Origin of the sequence: Micromonospora sp. B9E7 (genome assembly GCF_039871815.1) — a bacterium.
Taxonomy (GTDB): Bacteria; Actinomycetota; Actinomycetes; order Mycobacteriales; family Micromonosporaceae; genus Micromonospora.
Genome location: NZ_JBDPLX010000001.1, coordinates 165,182 through 183,902, shown reverse-complemented (window position 1 = coordinate 183,902; position 18,721 = coordinate 165,182). Strand labels below are relative to the sequence as shown.

Below are 18,721 nucleotides of genomic sequence, written 5' to 3'. Positions count from 1 at the left end.
CGGTTGCCCTGCTACCCCTGGTCAGGGGGCCGAAACACAACCGAAGCCGGCATGTGTCGCCGGGACTGGTGATTTCGCCGATGCGAGGATCCGCGCAGGAATCAAAACTGACACACGTCGATATCCCTCGACCCTAGGGAGTGCCCGACGTGTCCTCACCAACCACCACCCGTCCCCGTTCCGTCGCAGCCCGCGCCACCCGGCTCGCGCTGGCCGCCGTCCTGGCCGCAGGCGGCGTCGTGGCCGGATCGACCGGCGCCGCCCAGGCCGCCGGCCCGTACGAGCGGGGCCCCGCCCCGACCACCGCCATCCTGGAGGCCAGTCGCGGCCCCTTCGCGACGGCGTCGCAGAGCGTGTCCTCGCTCAGCGTCACCGGCTTCGGCGGCGGCGTCATCTACTACCCGACCAGCACCAGCGAGGGCACCTTCGGCGCCATCGCGATCTCACCCGGTTACACCGCCTCCTGGTCGAGCATCAGCTGGCTCGGGCCGCGCATCGCCTCGCACGGCTTTGTGGTGATCGGCATCGAGACCAACACCCGGCTGGACCAGCCGGACAGCCGGGGCCGGCAGTTGCTCGCCGCGCTCGACTACCTCACCGAACGCAGCTCGGTGCGCAGCCGGATCGACAGCAGCCGGCTCGCGGTGGCCGGTCACTCCATGGGTGGCGGGGGCAGTCTGGAGGCGGCGTCGTCGCGGCCGTCGTTGCAGGCCGCGGTGCCGCTGGCGCCGTGGAACCTGGACAAGAGCTGGTCCGAGCTGCGCGTGCCCACGCTGATCATCGGTGGCGAGAGCGACAGCGTCGCGCCCGTCTCGTCGCACTCGGTGCCGTTCTACAACAGCATCCCGGCCTCCGCCGAGAAGGCGTACCTGGAGTTGAACGGGGCGAGCCACTTCTTCCCGCAGACGACGAACACGCCCACCGCCCGGCAGATGGTGGCCTGGTTGAAGCGGTTCGTCGACGACGACACCCGCTACGAGCAGTTCCTCTGCCCGGGCCCGAGCGGCTCGGCCATCGAGGAGTACCGCAACACCTGTCCCAGCTCCTGATCGTGGTCTCGGGGCGGTCGCCGATGGCGGCCGCCCCGTCCACGTGCGGTCGGGGCATTGAAGGTCTTGACGCGATACCCGAGAAACGTACACTGCGAGTGTAAATAAACACCCGCCACGACAGAGGGATGGGTGATGGAGCGCGGCCTCGAACTGCACCACATCGGCGTCCGTTTCGGCGGCCTCACCGCCCTCGACGACGTCTCGCTGCGGGTGCCACCCAACCGGGTGGTCGGCGTGATCGGGCCCAACGGCGCGGGCAAGACCACGCTGTTCAACGTGATCTGCGGCTTCGTCGCGCCGGAGACGGGCTCACTCACCCTCGACGGCCGGCCGCTACGCCCGCGACCGCACCGGCTGACCCGGCTCGGCATCGCCCGGACCCTGCAGGGCACCGGGCTCTTCGCCGGTCTGACCGTGCTGGAGAACGTGATGACCGGCGCCTCGCACACCGCTCGGGCGGGCTTCGTCCCGGCGCTGCTCGGGCTGCCGGCCAGCGACCGCGACGAGCGCCGGCTGCGCCAGCACGCCCTGGACATCCTCGATGACCTGGGGATCGCCGCACACGCCGAGGCCGCACCGACCACACTGCCCTTCGCGGTACGCCAGCGGGTCGCCCTGGCCCGCGCGCTCGCCGCCCGACCCCGGCTGCTCCTGCTCGACGAGCCCGCCGGCGGCCTCGGCGCCGACGACATCGCCGAGCTGGCGGAGCTGATCCGGCAACTGCCCCGGCGGGACACCGATCCCTGCGCCGTGCTCCTCGTCGAGCACCACATGGACCTGGTGATGGCGGTCTGCGACGAGTTGGTGGTGCTCGACTTCGGCCGGGTGATCGCCGCCGGCACCCCGGACGAGGTCCGCGACGACCCGGCGGTCACCGACGCCTACCTCGGCGCCACCGTCGAGGAGGCCGCCCCGTGAGCGCGAGGAGTGAGCCGGGTTTGCGAGCCCCGCAGTCGCGAACGAAGGATGGCCCGGCGACCGGCACCGATCTGCTCGTCGTGCGCGGGCTGGTGGCCGGCTACGGCGCCGCGCCGGTGCTGCAGGCGGTCGACCTCACCGTGCCGGCGGGCACGATCGCCGCGGTCGTCGGTGCCAACGGCGCCGGCAAGACGACCCTGCTGCGCGCGCTCTCCGGCATGATCCGCCCGGCCGCCGGCCAGGTCCTCCTGGCCGGGGAAGACCTCCGGGGTACGCCGGTGGAGCAGCTGGTCCGGCGCGGCATGGCGCACGTGCCGGAGGGGCGGGGCGTGATCAGCGAGCTGACCGTCGACGAGAACCTACGCCTCGGCGGGCTGTGGCGGCGCGACCGGGCCGACGCCGGACGGGCCCTCGACGAGGTCTACCAGCTCTTCGAGCCGCTGGCTCGACGCCGCCGGCACCTCGGCCATCAGCTCTCCGGCGGTGAGCGGCAGATGCTCGCGCTCGGCCGGGCCCTGGTCGGCCGACCCCGACTGCTGCTGCTGGACGAGCCGTCGCTGGGCCTGGCGCCACGGGTGGTCGCCCGGACCATGGCGCTGCTGCGTCAGCTGCGCGACCGCACCGGCCTGACCGTCCTGCTGGTCGAGCAGAACGTGCGCAGCGCGCTCGCCGTCGCCGACCAGGGCGTCGTGATGTCCCTCGGCCGGGTGGTGATCGCCGCCCCGGCGGTGCAGCTACGCGACGACGTCGACCTGCGCCACGCGTACCTCGGTTTCTGACCACCACCTCGTCCCCCGGAGGGAGGACTGTTGGACCGCTTCGTCTTCCTCACCGTCGACGGCCTGTCCCGGGGCGCGGTGTACGCCGCGTTCGCGCTGGCCCTGGTGCTCATCTGGCGGGCGGCGCGGGTCGTCAACTTCGCCCAGGGGGCGATGGCCGTCGCCGCCGCGTACGTCGCGTACACAGTCGCCGCCGCGACCGGCTCCTACTGGCTGGGCTTCGTGGTCGCGATCGTCGCCGGCCTGCTGCTCGGTGCGCTGGTGGACCGCGTCGTGATGCGGCACGTCGACCATGCCTCACCGCTCAACCCGGTGATCGTCGCGCTCGGGCTGGTGCTGTTGATCCAGGCCGTGCTGGGCATGGTCTACGGCAACGAGTTCCGTCCCGCCGAAGCGCCGTTCAGCCGGTCCGCCCTCAGCGTGGGCGGGGTCGCCGTGCTGTCGCCGTACGACCTGTTCGTCTTCGCCGCGATCGGGGTGGTGGTCAGCGGCCTCGCGTGGATGTTCGCGCGTACCCCGGTGGGGTTGCGGATGCGCGCGGCGGCCTTCGCGCCCGAGGTGTCCCGGCTGCTCGGGGTCAACGTCGGTGGCATGTTGACCCTCGGGTGGGCGCTGGCCTCCGGGGTGGGCGCACTGGCCGCCATGCTGGTCATCCCGACCGAGTTGGGCCTGCACCCGCACGCCATGGACCTGGTGTTCGTCTCGGCGTTCACGGCGGCGGTGGTGGGCGGCCTGGACAGCCCGCCGGGTGCGGTGGTCGGCGGTCTGGTGGTGGGTCTGCTGCTCTCCTACGTGAGCGGCTACGCCGGCAGTGATCTCACGCCGCTCGCGGTGCTGGTCCTGCTGCTGGCGGTGCTGTTGGTCCGGCCCGGTGGGTTGTTCGCCCCGGTCTCGGCGAGGCGGGTGTGAGCGCCACGAGGGCGGCCCTGCCGCCGAAACGGCAACTGGTCGACACGGGCCGACCCGTCGACCGGCGACGCGGCTCGACCCTGTTGCGCCACCTCGTGATCGTGTTCGCTGTCGGGCTCCTGCTGGTCGGGGTCAGCTACGCCGTCGAGCCGTTCCGGAACTTCCAACTCGCCACCGTGGCGGCCTACCTCTGCGCGACCGCCGGGCTGACCGTCCTCACCGGCCTCAACGGGCAACTGTCGCTCGGGCACGGGGCGTTGATGGCCACCGGCGCGTACTCCGTGGCTCTGTGCCAGAACGCGTTCGCCGACCGCGGGATGACCGGCGGCTGGCTGTTGCCGCTCTCGCTGGTCGCGGCGATCGTCAGCACGGTCGCGGTGGGCGCGTTGGTAGGTGTGGCCGCGGCCCGGCTGCGTGGCCCGTACCTGGCCGGGGTCACCCTCGCGGTGGCCATCGTCGTGCCGGCGCTGGCCGTCAGCTTCGACGGCGTGTTCAACGGCGAGCAGGGGTTGTCCGTGCCGGTGGAGCCGCCGCCGTTGGCGCTCGGCCCCTACTTCCCGTACGAGCGGTGGCAGCTCTGGCTCACCGGCGCGGCGACTCTGCTCGCCCTGCTTCTGCTGGCCAACCTCATCCGCAGCCGGTACGGGCGGACCTTCCGGGCGGTCCGGGACGACGAGGTGGCGGCGCGTCTCGCCGGCATCCACGTGGCCCGCACCCAGGTCCTCGCGTTCGTGGTCAGTGCCGCCACCGCCGGGCTCGGCGGCGCGTTGCTGGCGGTCCTCGCGCAGAGCGTCTCCCCGGGGGCGTTCTCGCTGACCCTGTCGCTGTTCCTGCTGATGGCCGTGGTGATCGGCGGTCTCGGCCGGCTCAGCGGCGCGTTGTGGGGGGCTGTCCTGCTGGTCGCCCTGCCCGACCTCACCCACTCCGTGACGGAGTTGCTCACGCTGTCGCCCGCGGTGGCGCAGCGGCTGGAGGGCAACCTCCCACTGGCGATCTTCGGCCTCACCCTGATCGTCGTCATGATCGCCGCGCCCGGTGGCGTGCAGGGACTGCTGTCCCGTCTTGGTCGGCGCCTGCGGGCCCGGCGTTCCTGAGCTGTTTCTGAGCCCGGCCCCGGCCGGGCGCCCCACCACCCACACCGTCCCCGCAAACCGGACCGAGAAAGGTCGGTGTTCTCCATGCACCGTTTGGCACAACGTGGTCTCGCGATCGCCAGCACCATCGCCCTGTTGGCCGCCGCCGCTGGTTGCAGCGGTGACGACGGCTCCGGTCCCGGGGGAGCATCGGTGCCGGGCGTCACCGACACCGAGGTCGTCGTCGGCACGCACATGCCGCTCACCGGGCCGGCCTCGGCCGGCTACTCGAAGATCGCCCCGGCGACGAAGGCGTACTTCGACTACGTCAACGCCAACGGCGGTGTGCACGGCCGGAAGATCACCTACAAGATCATGGACGACGGCTACAACCCGGCGAACACCCAGCAGGTGGTCCGTCAGCTCGTCCTGCAGGACAAGGTCTTCGCCATCCTCAACGGCCTCGGGACGCCGACACACACCGGCGTGCTCGACTTCCTCAAGAGCAACCGGGTGCCCGACCTGTTCGTCGCCTCCGGCAGCCGTAGCTGGGACCAGCCGGACAAGTATCCCGGCACGTTCGGGTTCAACCCGGATTACACGGTCGAGGGCAAGATCCTCGCCAACTACGCGAAGGAGAACCTGGCCGGGCAGAAGGTGTGCTTCCTCGGTCAGGACGACGACTTCGGCCGGGACAGCCTGGCCGGTGTGGAGAAGGTGCTCGGCGCGGGTGCCGTGGCGGTCAAGCAGACGTACGTCACCAGCAACACCAACGTCGCGCCGCAGATCGGCGCGTTCAAGGCGGCCGAGTGCAAGGTCGTCGTGCTCGCCACCGTGCCCGGCTTCACCGCGCTGTCGATCGGCACCGCCGCGCGGCTGGGCTTCAAGGCGCAGTGGCTGGTCTCCAACGTCGGGGCCGACCACCCGACGCTGGCCAAGCAGCTCGGCGCCTCCGCCCCGATCCTGGAGGGCATGGTCGGTACCAACTACCTGCCGATGCAGAACGACACGGCCAACCCGTGGATCCAGCTCTTCACGAAGGTCAACAAGGAGCACAACGGGGACGCGCCGTTCGACGGCAACACCGTCTACGGCATGTCCGTCGGCTACCTCTTCGTGCAGACGTTGCTCGCCGCCGGCAAGGACCTCACCCGCGAGAAGGTGATCGAGGCCGTGCAAAAGGGTGGCTTCCAGGGCCCCGGCCTCGTGCCGCTGCGCTTCTCCGACAAGGACCACTCCGGGTACGGCGGGCAGCGGCTGAGCCGGGTGAGCGGGGGAGTGCAAAGCTACTTCGGGCCGGCGTACGAGACCGACGAGGCGGACGGGGCGGTCAACGAGTACACCGCCCCGCCGGCAGCGCCGCCGGCGAACGGGGTGCCGACCGGCTCCTGACGACCCGGACAACAGCCGCCCGACCGGGCGTGGTCGCGCGTGACCATGCCCGGTCGGACGGCTGTGCCCACTCCTTCCGACCCATCGTTCCGGGGCGTTGACCACCACCGATCCGCCCTCCTACTATCTGCACTGTGAATGCATATACGACCCGGCTCGTGGACCGTGTCGCCATCGTCACCGGCGCGAGCCGCCGACGGCGGCGTCTCGCTGACCGGCCGGGCCGGATGACCGTGCCGACGGTCGGCCCGGAACAGCTGATCACCGCCTGTCTAGACTCGGCGGTGCGTCAGGGGGCGCCGTGGCGGTGAGGAGGCGGGGGCGGATGGACGGGGTCGAGGTGGCGAGTCGGGTCGACGGGCGCACCGCCCGGGCCGAGCGCACCCGTGCGGCCATCGTCGAGGCGCATCTCGCACTCATCGGTGAGGGTGACCTGCGCCCGACGGGGGAGCGCATCGCCGAACGGGCCGGCATCTCGCTGCGGACGCTGTGGACCAACTTCAAGGACATGGAGACGCTCTTCGAGGCGAGCGGCGCGGAGGTGCTCCGCCAACAGGACGCCGCCTTCCGGCCGGTGCCGACCGGGTTGCCGCTGGCGAAGCGGGTCGACGCGTACTGCCGGCAGCGGGCCCGGCTGCTCCAGCTCATCACGCCGTCGGCGCGGGCCGCGCAGATGCGGGAGCCGGTCTCCGAACAGCTGCACCGCAACCGCCTCAAGCACATCGACCGGGTGCGCGACGAGGTCGAGGAGCTTTTCGCCGCCGAGTTGGCCCAGGCTGGTCGGGGTCGGCAGCAACTGCTCAACGCCCTGGTGGCGGCGAGCATGTGGCCGGCCTGGTCGATGCTGCGCTACGGCCTCGGGCTCGGCGTGGACCAGGCTCGCGCGGTGATGACCCGGACGGTGGGTGCCCTGTTGGCCGAGGTCGCGGCCGACTGACGCCGGCAGGCGACACCGTTCCGACGAGGCCCACCGGCTTCGACCGCGTCGACCTGTCGCGGCAGCAGAGAGCAGCTCTTTCCATTCGGTTTCCGATGAGTGACACTGGCATGCATGGTTACTGCATCGAGAGTGCAATTAACCGTGCTGCGTGGGCGAGACGACGAATGTCGAGCGCTCCGGCGCCTGCTCGACGGGGTGACCGACGGCGGCGGCGCCCTGCTGTTGCAGGGGGAGCCCGGATCGGGCCGAACCGCGCTGGTCGGTTACGCCCACCGGTACGCCCAGAGCTGCACCGTGCTCGCCGGGAACGGGCTCGCCGAGGAGGCCGCCCTGCCGTACGCCGGCCTGCAACGCCTGCTCGACCCGGTGCTCGACCGGATGGCCGCACTGGCGGACGAGCAGCGCCAGCTGCTGCGGCGCGCGCTGGCCGGGGAGAGCTGCCCGGCCGACCGCCAACTGACGCTGTCGATGGCGGTGCTCGGGTTGCTCGCCGCCGGCGCCGGGGACCATCCGTTGCTCGTCATCATGGACGACGTCGACCGGGGCGATCCGCAGACGGCGCAGGTGCTGGCCTTCGTGGCGCGCAGGCTGCGGCACCTGCCGGTCGCAGTCCTGCTCACCGCGGATGTCACCACCATGGTCGACGGAATACCGGCGCACCGACTCCGGCCGCTCGACGCGCGCGACAGCGTCGCCATCCTCACGGACCGGCTGCCCGAGTGCCCCACCGCGCCGGTCGCGGCCACCCTCGCGGTGGTCGGTGGCGGCAACCCGCAGGCCCTGGTGGATCTCGCCCAGGTGCTCACTCCGGGGCAGTGGCGGGGGGAGGATCCGCTGCCCGCCGCGCCACCGGCGGACGGCGCGCTGGGCCGCGCGTACCGGGCCCGGCTGGACCGACTACCGCCGGACACCCGGCGGGTGCTGCTGCTCGCGGCACTCGACGAGGACGGCGAGCCGGGCACGCTGATCCGGGCGGCGGCTGTCGCCGGCACCGAGGTCGAGGCGCTTGCCCCGGCGGAGGTCGCCGGCCTGGTCCGCGTCGAGCCGCGGGGCGTCACGTTCCCGCAACCGTTGGTTCGCGCTCTGATCGCGTCGGGTGCGACGCTCGCGCAACGGCGCACGGCGCACCGACTCCTCGCCGGGGTGCTGGGCGCCGACGGGCAGCGGCTGCGCCGGGCGATGCATCTCGCCGCCGCCGCGGCCGGCGCGGACCCGGCCCTCGCCGACGAGCTGGAGGAGGCGGCGGTCGGTGGCGCCGACGGCTGGGCCACCGCGTCGGCAGCGCTGCGCTGGGCCGCCGACCTCAGCGACGAACCAACCCGGACAGCCGCCCGGCTGCTGACCGCCGCCCAGTACGCCTGGGTCGGGGGACAGCCCGACGTGGCTCGGCTCCTCCTCGACCGTCTCCGCCCCGTGTGCACGGACCCGGCCGTCCGGGGTCGTGCCGACCTGCTGCTCGGTGAGCTCGAGCTGCGGTGCGGCACGGCGGCACGTGCGTCGGCCCGGTTGCTCACCGCCGCCGCAGCGGTGGCCGGGACCGATCGTGCGCGGGCACTGTCCGGGCTGGTCCGAGCCGGCGAGGCGGTCTGCTTCGCCGGAGACCAGTACCGGTACGCCGAGGTGGGCCGCCGGGCGTCGGCGTTGCGACGGCCGGACGACCCTCCCGCCCTGGAGCTGATGGGCAGTCTGGTCGCCGGGGTCGCGGCGACCCTGCGGGGTGACCACGAGCGGGCCGGTCCCGCGCTGCGTCGCGCCGTCGTGCTCGGTGGCCGGCTGACCGGGCCGGCGTCGACGCCCACCGCGCTGAGCTGCGCCGCGGCAGCCGGCCTGGTGGTCGCGGTGGACGGCGCGGCACACCAACTCGCCGACCGTGCCGTCGCGGTGGCCCGGGAGCGGGGCGAGCTGTCCATGCTGTCCCGGGCGCTGGAGTTGCGGGCGGTCGCCGAGTACTGGTTGGGTCGGCACGAGGCGGCGGCGGAGACCTCCCGCGACGGGCTGCGCGTCGCCCGGGCCACCGGTCAGGTCAACTGCGCCAACGTCCACCTCGGCATGCTCGCCGTGCTCGCCGCCGTGCGGGCCGACCGGGACACCAGCCTGCGGCGGATCCGCGAGATCGGCGAGGCGCCGACGCCGGGCAGCCGTCCGCACGCGCTCGCCGGTTGGGCCCTGGCGGTGCTCGACCTGGTCGACGGCCGACACGCCGAGGCCGCGGACCGGTTGGCGTCGTTGGCCCGGCTCGGTACCGGGCGCGGTCAGGTGCTCGTACAGGTGATGGCCACTCCGTACCTGGTGGAGGCGGCAGCGCACCTGCCCTGCCGGCCGACGGCGACGGCGGCGCTCGCCGTGTTCGACCGATGGGCCAGCAGCACCGCGAGCCCGTTGCGGCGGGCCCTGTCCGCCCGGTGCCACGCGCTGCTCGCGCCTCGCGGCGGCCCCGAGGCCGAGCAGGAGTTCCAGCGGGCGCTACGGATGCACCCGACCGAGGCCGGCACGTTCGAGCGGGCACGCACCGAGCTGCTCTTCGGTCAGGAGCTGCGCCGCAGCCGACGCCCCCGTGACGCACGTACGCACCTGCACCAGGCCCGCGAGATGTTCACGCTGCTCGGGGTCGGTCGCTGGGCCGAGCAGGCCACCACGGAGCTGCGGGCAGCCGGTGAGTCGGTCGGCCCACCGGACCTGCCGGCGGCGCGACTGCTGACCGGGCAGCAACTGCGGATCGCCGAGCTGGTCGCGGAGGGTGCCACCAACCGGGAGATCGCCGCCCGGATGTTCCTGTCCACCCGTACGGTCGACCACCACCTGCGCAACGTGTTCCACCGGCTGGGCATCCGCTCGCGTACCGAGTTGGCTCGTGCGTTCGCCACCGAGCGGCACGTCGGGCTGGCCTCCGACCGATGACCGTCCGGTCTGGACGGCATTAACTATCACCGCTAGTTTATTGGTCATGGAGCTCACCCTCTCCGCCGAGCAGGCGGCGGTCCGCCAACTGGCCGCCGAGTTCGCCGACCGGGAGCTGTTGCCGCACGCGGCCACCTGGGACCGACGCGAGTCGGTCGACCCCGCCATCGTCGGCATGCTGGGTGACCTGGGCTTCCTGGGGCTGACCATCACCGAGGCCGAGGGCGGCTCCGGTGGCGACCACCTCGCGTACTGCCTGGTCCTGGAGGAGCTGGGCCGGGGCGACTCGGCCGTGCGCGGCATCGTCTCGGTCTCGCTCGGCCTGGTCGCGAAGTCGATCGCCGCCCACGGGTCAGCCGTGCAGCGGGCCGAGTGGCTGCCCCGACTCTGCGCCGGCACCGCACTCGGCTGCTTCGCGCTGACCGAACCGGACAGCGGCTCGGACGCGGCAGCACTGCGGACCCGCGCGGTCCGTGACGGCGCCGACTGGGTGCTCACCGGCACGAAGACGTTCATCACCAACGGCACCACCGCCGACGTCGCGCTGGTCTTCGCCCGCACCGGCGGCCCCGGGCACCGAGGCATCACCGCGTTCCTGGTGCCCACCGACAGCCCCGGGCTGACCCGACGGGAGATCCACGGCAAGCTGGGCCTGCGCGGCCAGGCCACCGGCGAGTTGCGCTTCGACGAGGTCCGTGTGCCCGACGCGGCCCGCCTCGGCCCCGAGGGCGGCGGGTTCCGCCTGGCCCTGGCCACCCTCGCCAAGGGCCGGATGTCGGTGGCCGCCGGGTGCGTCGGCATCGCCCAGGGCTGCCTCGACGCGGCGGTCGGCTACGCGGGGGAGCGGACCCAGTTCGGCAAGCCGATCGCCGGGCACCAGCTCGTCCAACAGTTGCTCGCCGCCATCGCGGTGGACACCGCCGCCGCCCGGCTGCTGGTGTGGCAGGTGGCCGACCTGGTCGACCGCGACCAGCCGTTCGCCACGGAGGCGTCGATGGCCAAGCTCTTCGCCAGCGAGGCCGCGGTCCGCGCCGCCAACAACGCGGTCCAGGTGTTCGGTGGGTACGGCTACATCGACGAGTACCCGGTCGGCAAGTACCTGCGCGACGCGCGGGTCGCCACCCTCTACGAGGGCACCAGCCAGATCCAGCAACTCCTCATCGGACGCGCGCTCACCGGCGTCAACGCCTTCTAGCTGCAAGGAGAGCAGGCATGAGAGTCTTCAGCTCGTTCGAGGAGTTGGCCGCCGCGGTCGGCGAGACCTTCGGGCCCGGGCCGTGGTTACGCATCGAACAGAGCCGCGTCGACCTCTTCGCCGACGCCACCGACGACCACCAGTGGATCCACCTCGACCCGGCCCGGGCCGCGGCGGGGCCGTTCGGCGGCACCATCGCCCACGGGTACCTGACCCTGTCGCTGCTGCCGACGCTGGCCGGTCAGCTCTACCGGGTGGACGGGGTGACGATGGGGGTCAACTACGGGCTGAACCGGGTGCGCTTCCCCGCGCCGGCCCGGGTCGGCGCCGCCGTGCGGGCCACCGCCACCATCGCCGAGGTGTCGCCGGTGAGCGGTGGCGTGCAGTTGGTCATGACGGTCACCGTGGAGAGCGACAGCGGTGGCAAGCCCGTGTGCGTCGCCGAGACCGTGAGTCGTCTCTACCGCGACGCGGGTCGATGACCGCGAAGCTGTGCGCCGGTACCGATCCCAAACGGGGGCAGGTGTCGTGGCGCGAACGAGCGCCGTCCGGGATAGCCTTGCCGCATATGGCTACCTATCGCAGCGCCTCAGTGCTTCTTGCCTCGGACGGCACCAGGACCCCCGGCACCGCCGCCCTCTTCGCCGAGCCCGCCCGCAGGGGTGGGATCCCGCCCTGGGCAGGAGACTTCCGACCTGCCAACAGCGCCGGCAACGGCCCCAAGAACGCAGTCGGGAAGACCTTCACGTTGGAGCTTCCCGACGGCAGCACCGGCAAGGTCGTGGTCCAGAGCCTCAAGAGCGGAAAGGGAGGCGTCGTGCTGGCCCTGATGGGCGAGGACGCACCCCCCTTCTGATCAGGAAGCTGATCGACGCCGGCGCCACCGGTCAGCGACGGCCGGTGGCCAGGGCGACGAGGTATTGTCCGCCGCCGGCGTCGACGCTTGCGGTCACCGGCAGTCCGGGCACCAGCCGGGAGAACCGGTCGACCAGCCAGTCGGCCGTCTCCTGGGCGTCCCTCTCGCTCGGACAGCGGGCGACCAGCTCGCGGCCGCCCTTGCGTTCGAGTCGCTCGGCGACGGCGATCAGCGGTGCGGGCTCCACCACGTGCAGACGGTCCGGCCAGGCGATGACCACCTTGACCGCGCCCTTGCGGGTGTTGCAGGCGCGGTGCGCGAGTCGCTCGGCGACCTTGGCCTTCTTGTCGGCGGTGCGGCTGTCGACGCTGGGACCACGCGGGTCGTTCACCGACATGTCGGTGTCGACCGGCTCGTCGCACACCCAGCACCGCCAACTGTCACGCCTCGCGACGTCATCGAGGAGACTCATCCCAGCAACCTAGCCCGTCGACTGGTTGGCTACGTCAGGGGGCGGAAGTAGTGCCGGACCGCGTAGCGGTAGACCTCCTCGCCGAGTTTCGCCCCCTCGACGTCAGCAGTGCGGAAGTGGACGCCGCCCCAGACGCGCGCGGCGATGAGCTCGTCGAGCGCTTGCGAAAAGCTGGTGAACTGCCGGGTCGTGCCGGAGTCGACGCTGGACCCGCTGAACGTGACGTCGTCTCGGCCGAAGAAGTGTCGGTACAGCGACATGCGCGCACCGGTGCCGCAGGCGTGGCCGGAGGGGTACTCGGGGAAGGGCGGCGTGACGAGCAGCGACTGCCAGCCTGGGTCGGCGGCCGTCCTCGGGTTACCGTCCGTGTCGGCCTGCTGGATCGCGGTGACCGGACGCCAGTAGCTCCAGAAGTCCTTCTGGCTGAAGCACGCCACGCCTGAGTCGGCCACGATGAGGTCGGTCATCGCGAAGAAACGCGCGGTCTGCAGGGCGTCCAGCTGTTGGGTGGTGGCGAGCTGTCGCTTGATCTCCCAGGAGCCGGATCGCCGGTCGTGCCACCAGAGCGCGGCCTCCGTCTGGTCCTGCGTGCGCACCGTGCTCGTCGCCGAGCCGACCTCCTTCACCTCGTTGAGGTCGCGGGTGTAGGCGCTGCTGGTCAGTCGCGGCGGCTCGGGTGCGCGGAACATCGACGCACGGGGGATGAGGAACGGCCGCATGTGGCCGGTCCATGCGCCCTGGGACAGGTTCAGCGGCGGCGTGGGTCGCCACTGGCCGGGCCTTGTCCCTTGGCTCCACTGCTGGTCCCCGAACGCGCCGTCGTCCTGCCGTGCGGTGACCATCGCGGCCGCGGCTTGAGCCCCGATCCTGATGCCGCCCTGCTTCGACCGCCCGTCGCGAATCGTGGCGAGAGCCGCGTCGTACTGTGCCCGAAGCCGCTCCCGCTGATCGGGGAAGAGAGCAGCGAGCACGTCATGGGCGGCGGTGGCGACGGCAGCGTCCACCGACTCGGTCCCGCTCGACGGCGGTGCGGTGAGGTACGGCTGGTACGGGGTGCCGGCGATCGCGTTCAGCGCGTCGTAGACGGCCCCGTTCACCATTGCGAAACTGCGCACCTGCTCGTTCGGTTGCTGGGCCGCGACATCCCAGATTGCCGTCTGGGCATTCAGGTCCCAGGTGACCACCGGATTGGCGCGGCCGGTGCCGGAGACCGCAGCTGCGGGCGCCGGCCCGGTCATCGTGGAGGCGACCAGCGTGCCGAGCGCGATGGTTGCGGAAATGATGCGTGACCAGATCACGCGACGTGATTGCTTACGGCTCGTCATGATCTCCCCGTCGGTCGGATGTCGATGTTGGCTGTCGAACGCAGGCGGCGTACGAAGTGAAATCGATGACGATCGAAAATAACATTGGTGAGCCTTGATGGATGCCCGTCCGGTCGGCTCCTGCGTCTACGCCCGATCCGGTGCTCGTCGGGCGGCGGTTACACCGCGGATGCGTGAGCTGGGTGGAGTACCGAGTCGAGCCAGCGCAGCTGACGTCGGACGTGGACCGCCTCGCCGCCTTCGTGACCGTTGAACGGGTAGACGTGGATCTCCCGCTCCGGCGGGACCGGTCGCCCGTTCGCGGCGCCGTAGTGGTTGTAGGCGGCGAAGGCGGTTCGCGGCGGACAGACGGTGTCGCGTCGGCCGACCCCGAAGTGCGCCGGCGCGGTCGCCCGGCGCGCGAAGTTCACACCGTCGACATAGGACAGCGTGTGCCACACCGCCTCCTCGGCCTCCCGGTGCACGGCCAGGTAACGCGCGATCTCACCGTACGGCGCGGGTTCGCTGACCTGGACGGCGCGTCGCATGTCACAGAGGAACGGCGCGGTGGTCAGCACCGCGTCGAGGTCGTCCACGAGGCCGGCCACCGCCAGGGCGAGGCCGCCGCCCTGGCTGTTGCCGACCACGCTGACCCGGTCGCCGTCGACCCCCGGCAGGGCGCGGACCGCCTCGACGGCTCTGACCGCGTCGGTGATCAGGCGGCGGTAGTGGTAGTCACGCGGATCGAGGATTCCCCAGGTGACCGGCGAAGGCCCGCCGGGCGCGCCGTGCGGGTCGGGGGTGTCCCCGGCGCCGTACTGCCCCGCCTGGCCGCGGTTGTCCATCAACAGGTGCGCGTACCCGGCCACCGGCCAGGTCAGCCGCTCGTGCGGCAGGCCCCGGCCGCGACCGTAGCCGGCGTACTCGACCACGGCCGGCAGTGACTCTCGAACGCCGGCCGGGCGGGTGTACCAGGCCCGCACGTGGTCGCCGCCGAAGCCGGTGAAGGTGACGTCCCAGGAGTCGAGCAGCCGGAGCTTGGTGGGCTCCGGACGGACGTCGACGAGCACCGGTCGGGCCGCCACCTCGGCGAGCGTGTCCCGCCAGAACTGGTCGAAGTCGTCGGGCTCGGCGACGTCCGGGGCGTACCGCTGGAGTTCGTCGAGAGTGAAGGCGGAGTAGGGCACGGGTCCTCGCAGGGGCCGGGGTCAGTGCGGGTCGGGGGGTGGTGCGGTGCTCTCCCGGACGACCAACTCGGTCACCAGGTCGATCCGGCTGGTCGCCGGCTCGTTGCCCTTGGCCATGTCGAGCAACATCTGGGTGGCGATGCCGGCCATGTCGCGCAACGGCTGGTTGATCGTGGTGAGGGCCGGGTCGGTCCAGGCGGAGACCGGCAGATTGTCGTACCCGATCACCGAAAGGTCCTCGGGCACGCGGAGGCCGCACTGGCGGGCGGCCCGGAGCACCCCCATGGCCTGGATGTCCGAGCCGGCGAAGATCGCCGTGGGCCGGTCCGGTCGGCGGAGCAGTTGGAGCCCGTGGGCGTGCCCGGCACCAGCGGAGAAGCCGCCGTAGCGGACCAGCTCGCGGTCGACCACCATCCCGGCCTCCTCGTGGGCCGACTGGAAGCCGGCGGCCCGGGCGCGGCTGCACAGCACGTCAGGCGGCCCGGAGATGACGGCGATCCTCCGGTGCCCGAGGTCCAGGAGGTGCCGGGCGGCGAGCAGGCCGCCGTTCCAGTTGTTCGAGCCGACGGTGGGCACGGAGGCCGAGGTCGCGCTGTCGGTGTCGACGACGACGAACGGTATGCCCTGGCGTCGCAGGTGCTGTTGTTGGGCCTCGGCCAGGTGGGAGAGGACGAACACCACACCCAGGGGTCGGTCGGCGAGCAGCGCCTCCAGCCATCGGGCCGGCGGGCGGTGCGCGCCGTCGAGTTGGGCGACCGACAACCCGACGCGGGCCGCGGTGGTCGCCGCCTCCACGCCGCGCAGGATCTCCATCGCCCATCCGGTGTCGAACTCGTGGAACACGAGTTCGATGCGCCCACTGCCGGTCGAGGGCCGCCGGGCGCGGCGTTGGTACTGGTGGCGGTCGAGGCTCGCCTCCACCCGGGCTCTGGTGCCGGGAGCGACGTCACCGCGTCCGTTGAGGACCTTGGACACCGTCGCGACCGAGACGCCGACGTCGTTGGCGATGGTCGCGATGGTGGTGGAGGCGGGTGGGTCGAGTGGGCGGTGCTCCGTCATCGCAGCCTCACGCAACATCCGAAAGTTTCGGCAGACCCTAACACGATCAGCCATTCCCGCCAGTCGATGCTGACGCCGCGTGGACCTACCCGGTTCGCTCTCCGGCTCGCGGGCGGGCGGTGCGCTCGGGATGGGTCACGGCGTGCCGGCAATGATCGCCGAAGGTCCGTGCGAGCCCTTGACACTCATCGATGGGGCACTTAGGTTGCCGAAAAGGTTACGCGGGATTCCGGAAAGTTTCGGATCGTGGGAAACGTCGGCTACGAACCTGGCTCCGCGAGGTGATGTGGCCGGAGCTGAGGGGTCTTGGCATGAGAAGTCAGTTGCCCGGGGACAGCGACGCCGCGCCGTGGCGCGATTCGCGGCTCTCGCCGACCGAGCGGGCCGAGGCGCTCGTGCCGATGATGTCGCTGGAGGAGAAGGTCGCCCAGCTCGTCGGGGTCTGGGTCGGCGCCGACGCCACCGGCGAGGGCGTGGCGCCCCACCAGTCCGACATGATCAGTGAGACGCCGCAGTGGAGCAGTGTCATCCGGTACGGGTTGGGCCAGCTCACCCGCCCGTTCGGCACCGCGCCGGTCGATCCCGTGCTGGGCGCCCGGTCGCTGGCCGCCTCGCAGGCGCAGATCGTCGCCGCCAGCCGGTTCGGCATCCCGGCGCAGGTGCACGAGGAATGCCTCACCGGGTTCGCGGCGTGGCGGGCCACCGTCTACCCGACGCCGCTGAGCTGGGGCGCGTCCTTCGATCCCGAACTGGTCGAGGCGATGGCCGACCGGATCGGGCGCTCCATGCGCGCCGCCGGTGTGCACCAGGGCCTCGCCCCGGTCCTGGACGTCACCCGCGACTACCGCTGGGGCCGCACCGAGGAGACGATCGGCGAGGACCCCTACCTGGTGGGGACGACAGGTGCCGCGTACGTGCGGGGCCTGGAGCGGGCCGGTGTGGTGGCCACGCTGAAACACTTCGCCGGCTACTCGGCCTCCCGTGGCGGACGCAACCTCGCGCCGGTGCCGATGGGCCCTCGGGAGTTGGCCGACGTCATCCTGCCGCCGTTCGAGATGGCGCTGCGCCACGGCGGTGCCCGCTCGGTGATGAACTCCTACGCGGAGATCGACGGTCTGCCCGTGGCCGCCGACCCCGGATTGCTGACCAGGTTGCTGCGCGACGAGTGGGGCTTCACCGGCACCGTGGTCGCCGACTACTTCTCCGTACGCTTTCTGGAGACCCTGCACGGTGTCGCCGACGGCGCCGCCGACGCCGCCCGGCTTGCCCTGCGAGCCGGGATCGACGTCGAGTTGCCCACTGTGGACACCTTCGGTGCGCCGCTGGTGGAGGCGGTGCGTCGTGGAGAGGTGGACGAGGCGCTGATCGACTGCGCGCTGCGCCGGGTGCTGATCCAGAAGATCGAGGTCGGTCTGCTCGACGAGGGTTGGCAGGAACTGCCCGACGACGTGGCGGCTCTGCGGTTCGACGACGACGTCAGCCAGGACGTCGCCGTACGCCTCGCCCGGCAAGCCGTCGTCCTGCTGCGCAACACCGGCGTCCTCCCGCTGCCCGTCGGCAACCGGGTGGCCCTGGTCGGCCCGGTCGCCGACGATCCGATGGCCCTGCTCGGCTGCTACTCGTTCCCCAACCACGTGGGTGTGCACCACAGCGAGTTCGGGCTCGGTCTCGACATCCCTTCCCTGCGCGACGAGTTGGCCCGACGTGTTCCGCTGCTCACTCACGAACCCGGCTGCGCCATCACCGGCGAGGACACCTCGGGCATCCCGGCCGCGGTCGCCGCGGCAGCCGCCGCCGACGTGTGTGTGCTCGCCGTCGGTGACCGGGCGGGGATGTTCGGCCGGGGCACCTCGGGTGAGGGCTGCGACGCAGCCGACCTGCGGCTGCCCGGTGTGCAGGCCGACCTGGTCCGGGCCGTCCTCGCCACCGGTACCCCGGTCGTCCTGGTGCTGATGACCGGCCGCCCCTACGCGCTCGGGCCGGAGTTCGACGCCGCGGCGGGCGTGGTGCAGGCGTTCTTCCTCGGCCAGCTCGGCGGGCAGGCGCTCGCCGAGGTCCTCACCGGCGTGGTCAACCCGTCCGGCCGGTTGCCGGTCAGCGTGCCCCGCGACGCGGGCGGAATGCCGAGCACCTACCTGGCGCCGCCGCTCGGTCGGCGCAACAAGGTCTCCTCGATCGACCCGACACCGAGCTACCCGTTCGGCCACGGGTTGAGCTACACCACCTTCGAGTGGTCCGACGCCAGGATCGTCGAGGCGGCGGACGAGGCGCGGGACGAGCCGGCGGTCTGGCCGGTCGACGGCGAGGTACGGGTGCGGATCACCGTCGCCAACACCGGTGACCGGGCTGGCACCGAGGTCGTGCAGCTCTACCTGCACGACCCGGTCGCACAGACCACCCGCCCGGTGGTCCGGCTGATCGGGTACACCCGACTGCCGTTGGCGCCCGGCGAGTCGGCGCACGTGACGTTCGGTGTGCCGGCCGACGTCGCGTCGTTCACCGGGCTGTCCGGTCGGCGCGTCGTCGAGCCCGGCGACGTCGAGCTGCGGTTCGGTCGGTCGAGCGGCGACGTGGTGGCGAGCCTGCCGCTGCGGTTGACCGGTGCCGAGCGCCAGGTAGGTCACCAGCGGGAACTGTTCACGTCGGTGCGGATCGAGCCCCTCGTGGCCGTTCCGCAGTCCGTGTAG

16 protein-coding genes are annotated in these 18,721 nt (G+C 72.1%); 12 read left to right on the top strand and 4 right to left on the bottom strand.

Annotated features, from left to right (window positions below):
• Positions 1–149: 149 nt before the first annotated feature.
• The 11 genes from ABGB10_RS00830 (at position 150) to ABGB10_RS00780 (ending at position 12,012) form a co-directional block, all read left to right on the top strand.
• Positions 150–1,049 (top strand): alpha/beta hydrolase, encoded by a 900-nt coding sequence (locus ABGB10_RS00830; RefSeq protein ID WP_347658862.1) that lies wholly within the window; start codon positions 150–152, stop codon positions 1,047–1,049.
• A 135-nt stretch (positions 1,050–1,184) separates the two neighbouring features.
• Positions 1,185–1,970, top strand: a complete 786-nt coding sequence (locus tag ABGB10_RS00825; protein WP_347658861.1) for an ATP-binding cassette domain-containing protein — start codon at positions 1,185–1,187, stop codon at positions 1,968–1,970.
• A gap of 71 nt (positions 1,971–2,041) precedes the next feature.
• Complete coding sequence (locus ABGB10_RS00820; protein WP_278142313.1) at positions 2,042–2,749, top strand: ABC transporter ATP-binding protein; 708 nt, start codon at positions 2,042–2,044, stop codon at positions 2,747–2,749.
• Between the two features lie 30 nt (positions 2,750–2,779).
• The gene (locus tag ABGB10_RS00815) at positions 2,780–3,658 is read left to right on the top strand and encodes a branched-chain amino acid ABC transporter permease (protein ID WP_347658860.1); all 879 of its coding nucleotides are present in this window, start codon (positions 2,780–2,782) and stop codon (positions 3,656–3,658) included.
• On the top strand, positions 3,655–4,752 hold the full coding sequence (locus ABGB10_RS00810) for a branched-chain amino acid ABC transporter permease (protein WP_347658859.1): 1,098 nt from the start codon (positions 3,655–3,657) through the stop codon (positions 4,750–4,752). Before ABGB10_RS00815 ends, ABGB10_RS00810 begins: the two co-directional genes overlap by 4 nt.
• 84 nt (positions 4,753–4,836) lie before the next feature.
• The gene (locus ABGB10_RS00805) at positions 4,837–6,123 is read left to right on the top strand and encodes an ABC transporter substrate-binding protein (protein ID WP_347658858.1); all 1,287 of its coding nucleotides are present in this window, start codon (positions 4,837–4,839) and stop codon (positions 6,121–6,123) included.
• 325 nt (positions 6,124–6,448) lie between these two features.
• Positions 6,449–7,060 carry a TetR/AcrR family transcriptional regulator gene (locus tag ABGB10_RS00800; RefSeq protein ID WP_347658857.1) on the top strand — a complete coding sequence of 204 codons (612 nt, stop codon included), beginning with the start codon at positions 6,449–6,451 and terminating at the stop codon, positions 7,058–7,060.
• A 114-nt stretch (positions 7,061–7,174) separates the two neighbouring features.
• A complete protein-coding gene (locus ABGB10_RS00795; protein ID WP_347658856.1) occupies positions 7,175–9,961 on the top strand; it encodes an AAA family ATPase in 2,787 nt (928 codons plus the stop codon).
• A 46-nt stretch (positions 9,962–10,007) separates the two neighbouring features.
• Positions 10,008–11,156, top strand: coding sequence for an acyl-CoA dehydrogenase family protein (locus ABGB10_RS00790; RefSeq protein ID WP_347658855.1), 1,149 nt, complete (start codon positions 10,008–10,010; stop codon positions 11,154–11,156).
• A 17-nt stretch (positions 11,157–11,173) separates the two neighbouring features.
• Complete coding sequence (locus tag ABGB10_RS00785) at positions 11,174–11,638, top strand: MaoC family dehydratase (RefSeq protein ID WP_347658854.1); 465 nt, start codon at positions 11,174–11,176, stop codon at positions 11,636–11,638.
• An 86-nt stretch (positions 11,639–11,724) separates the two neighbouring features.
• Positions 11,725–12,012: a hypothetical protein gene (locus tag ABGB10_RS00780; RefSeq protein WP_347658853.1), complete on the top strand. Its 288-nt coding sequence runs from the start codon at positions 11,725–11,727 to the stop codon at positions 12,010–12,012.
• A gap of 31 nt (positions 12,013–12,043) precedes the next feature.
• Here the strand turns inward: ABGB10_RS00780 and ABGB10_RS00775 are convergent, their stop codons facing one another.
• The 4 genes from ABGB10_RS00775 to ABGB10_RS00760 all read right to left on the bottom strand — a co-directional run bounded on the left by ABGB10_RS00775 (position 12,044) and on the right by ABGB10_RS00760 (position 16,034).
• A complete protein-coding gene (locus ABGB10_RS00775; RefSeq protein WP_347658852.1) occupies positions 12,044–12,484 on the bottom strand; it encodes a hypothetical protein in 441 nt (146 codons plus the stop codon).
• 29 nt (positions 12,485–12,513) lie between these two features.
• Positions 12,514–13,809, bottom strand: a complete 1,296-nt coding sequence (locus ABGB10_RS00770) for a vanadium-dependent haloperoxidase (protein WP_347658851.1) — start codon at positions 13,807–13,809, stop codon at positions 12,514–12,516.
• A 158-nt stretch (positions 13,810–13,967) separates the two neighbouring features.
• Entirely contained in the window at positions 13,968–14,975 is a 1,008-nt protein-coding gene (locus tag ABGB10_RS00765) for an acetylxylan esterase (RefSeq protein WP_347658850.1), read from the bottom strand.
• 21 nt (positions 14,976–14,996) lie between these two features.
• Positions 14,997–16,034 carry a LacI family DNA-binding transcriptional regulator gene (locus tag ABGB10_RS00760; protein ID WP_347658849.1) on the bottom strand — a complete coding sequence of 346 codons (1,038 nt, stop codon included), beginning with the start codon at positions 16,032–16,034 and terminating at the stop codon, positions 14,997–14,999.
• A gap of 311 nt (positions 16,035–16,345) precedes the next feature.
• On the opposite strand from ABGB10_RS00760, the gene ABGB10_RS00755 reads away from it, so the two are divergent.
• Complete coding sequence (locus ABGB10_RS00755; protein ID WP_347658848.1) at positions 16,346–18,721, top strand: glycoside hydrolase family 3 N-terminal domain-containing protein; 2,376 nt, start codon at positions 16,346–16,348, stop codon at positions 18,719–18,721.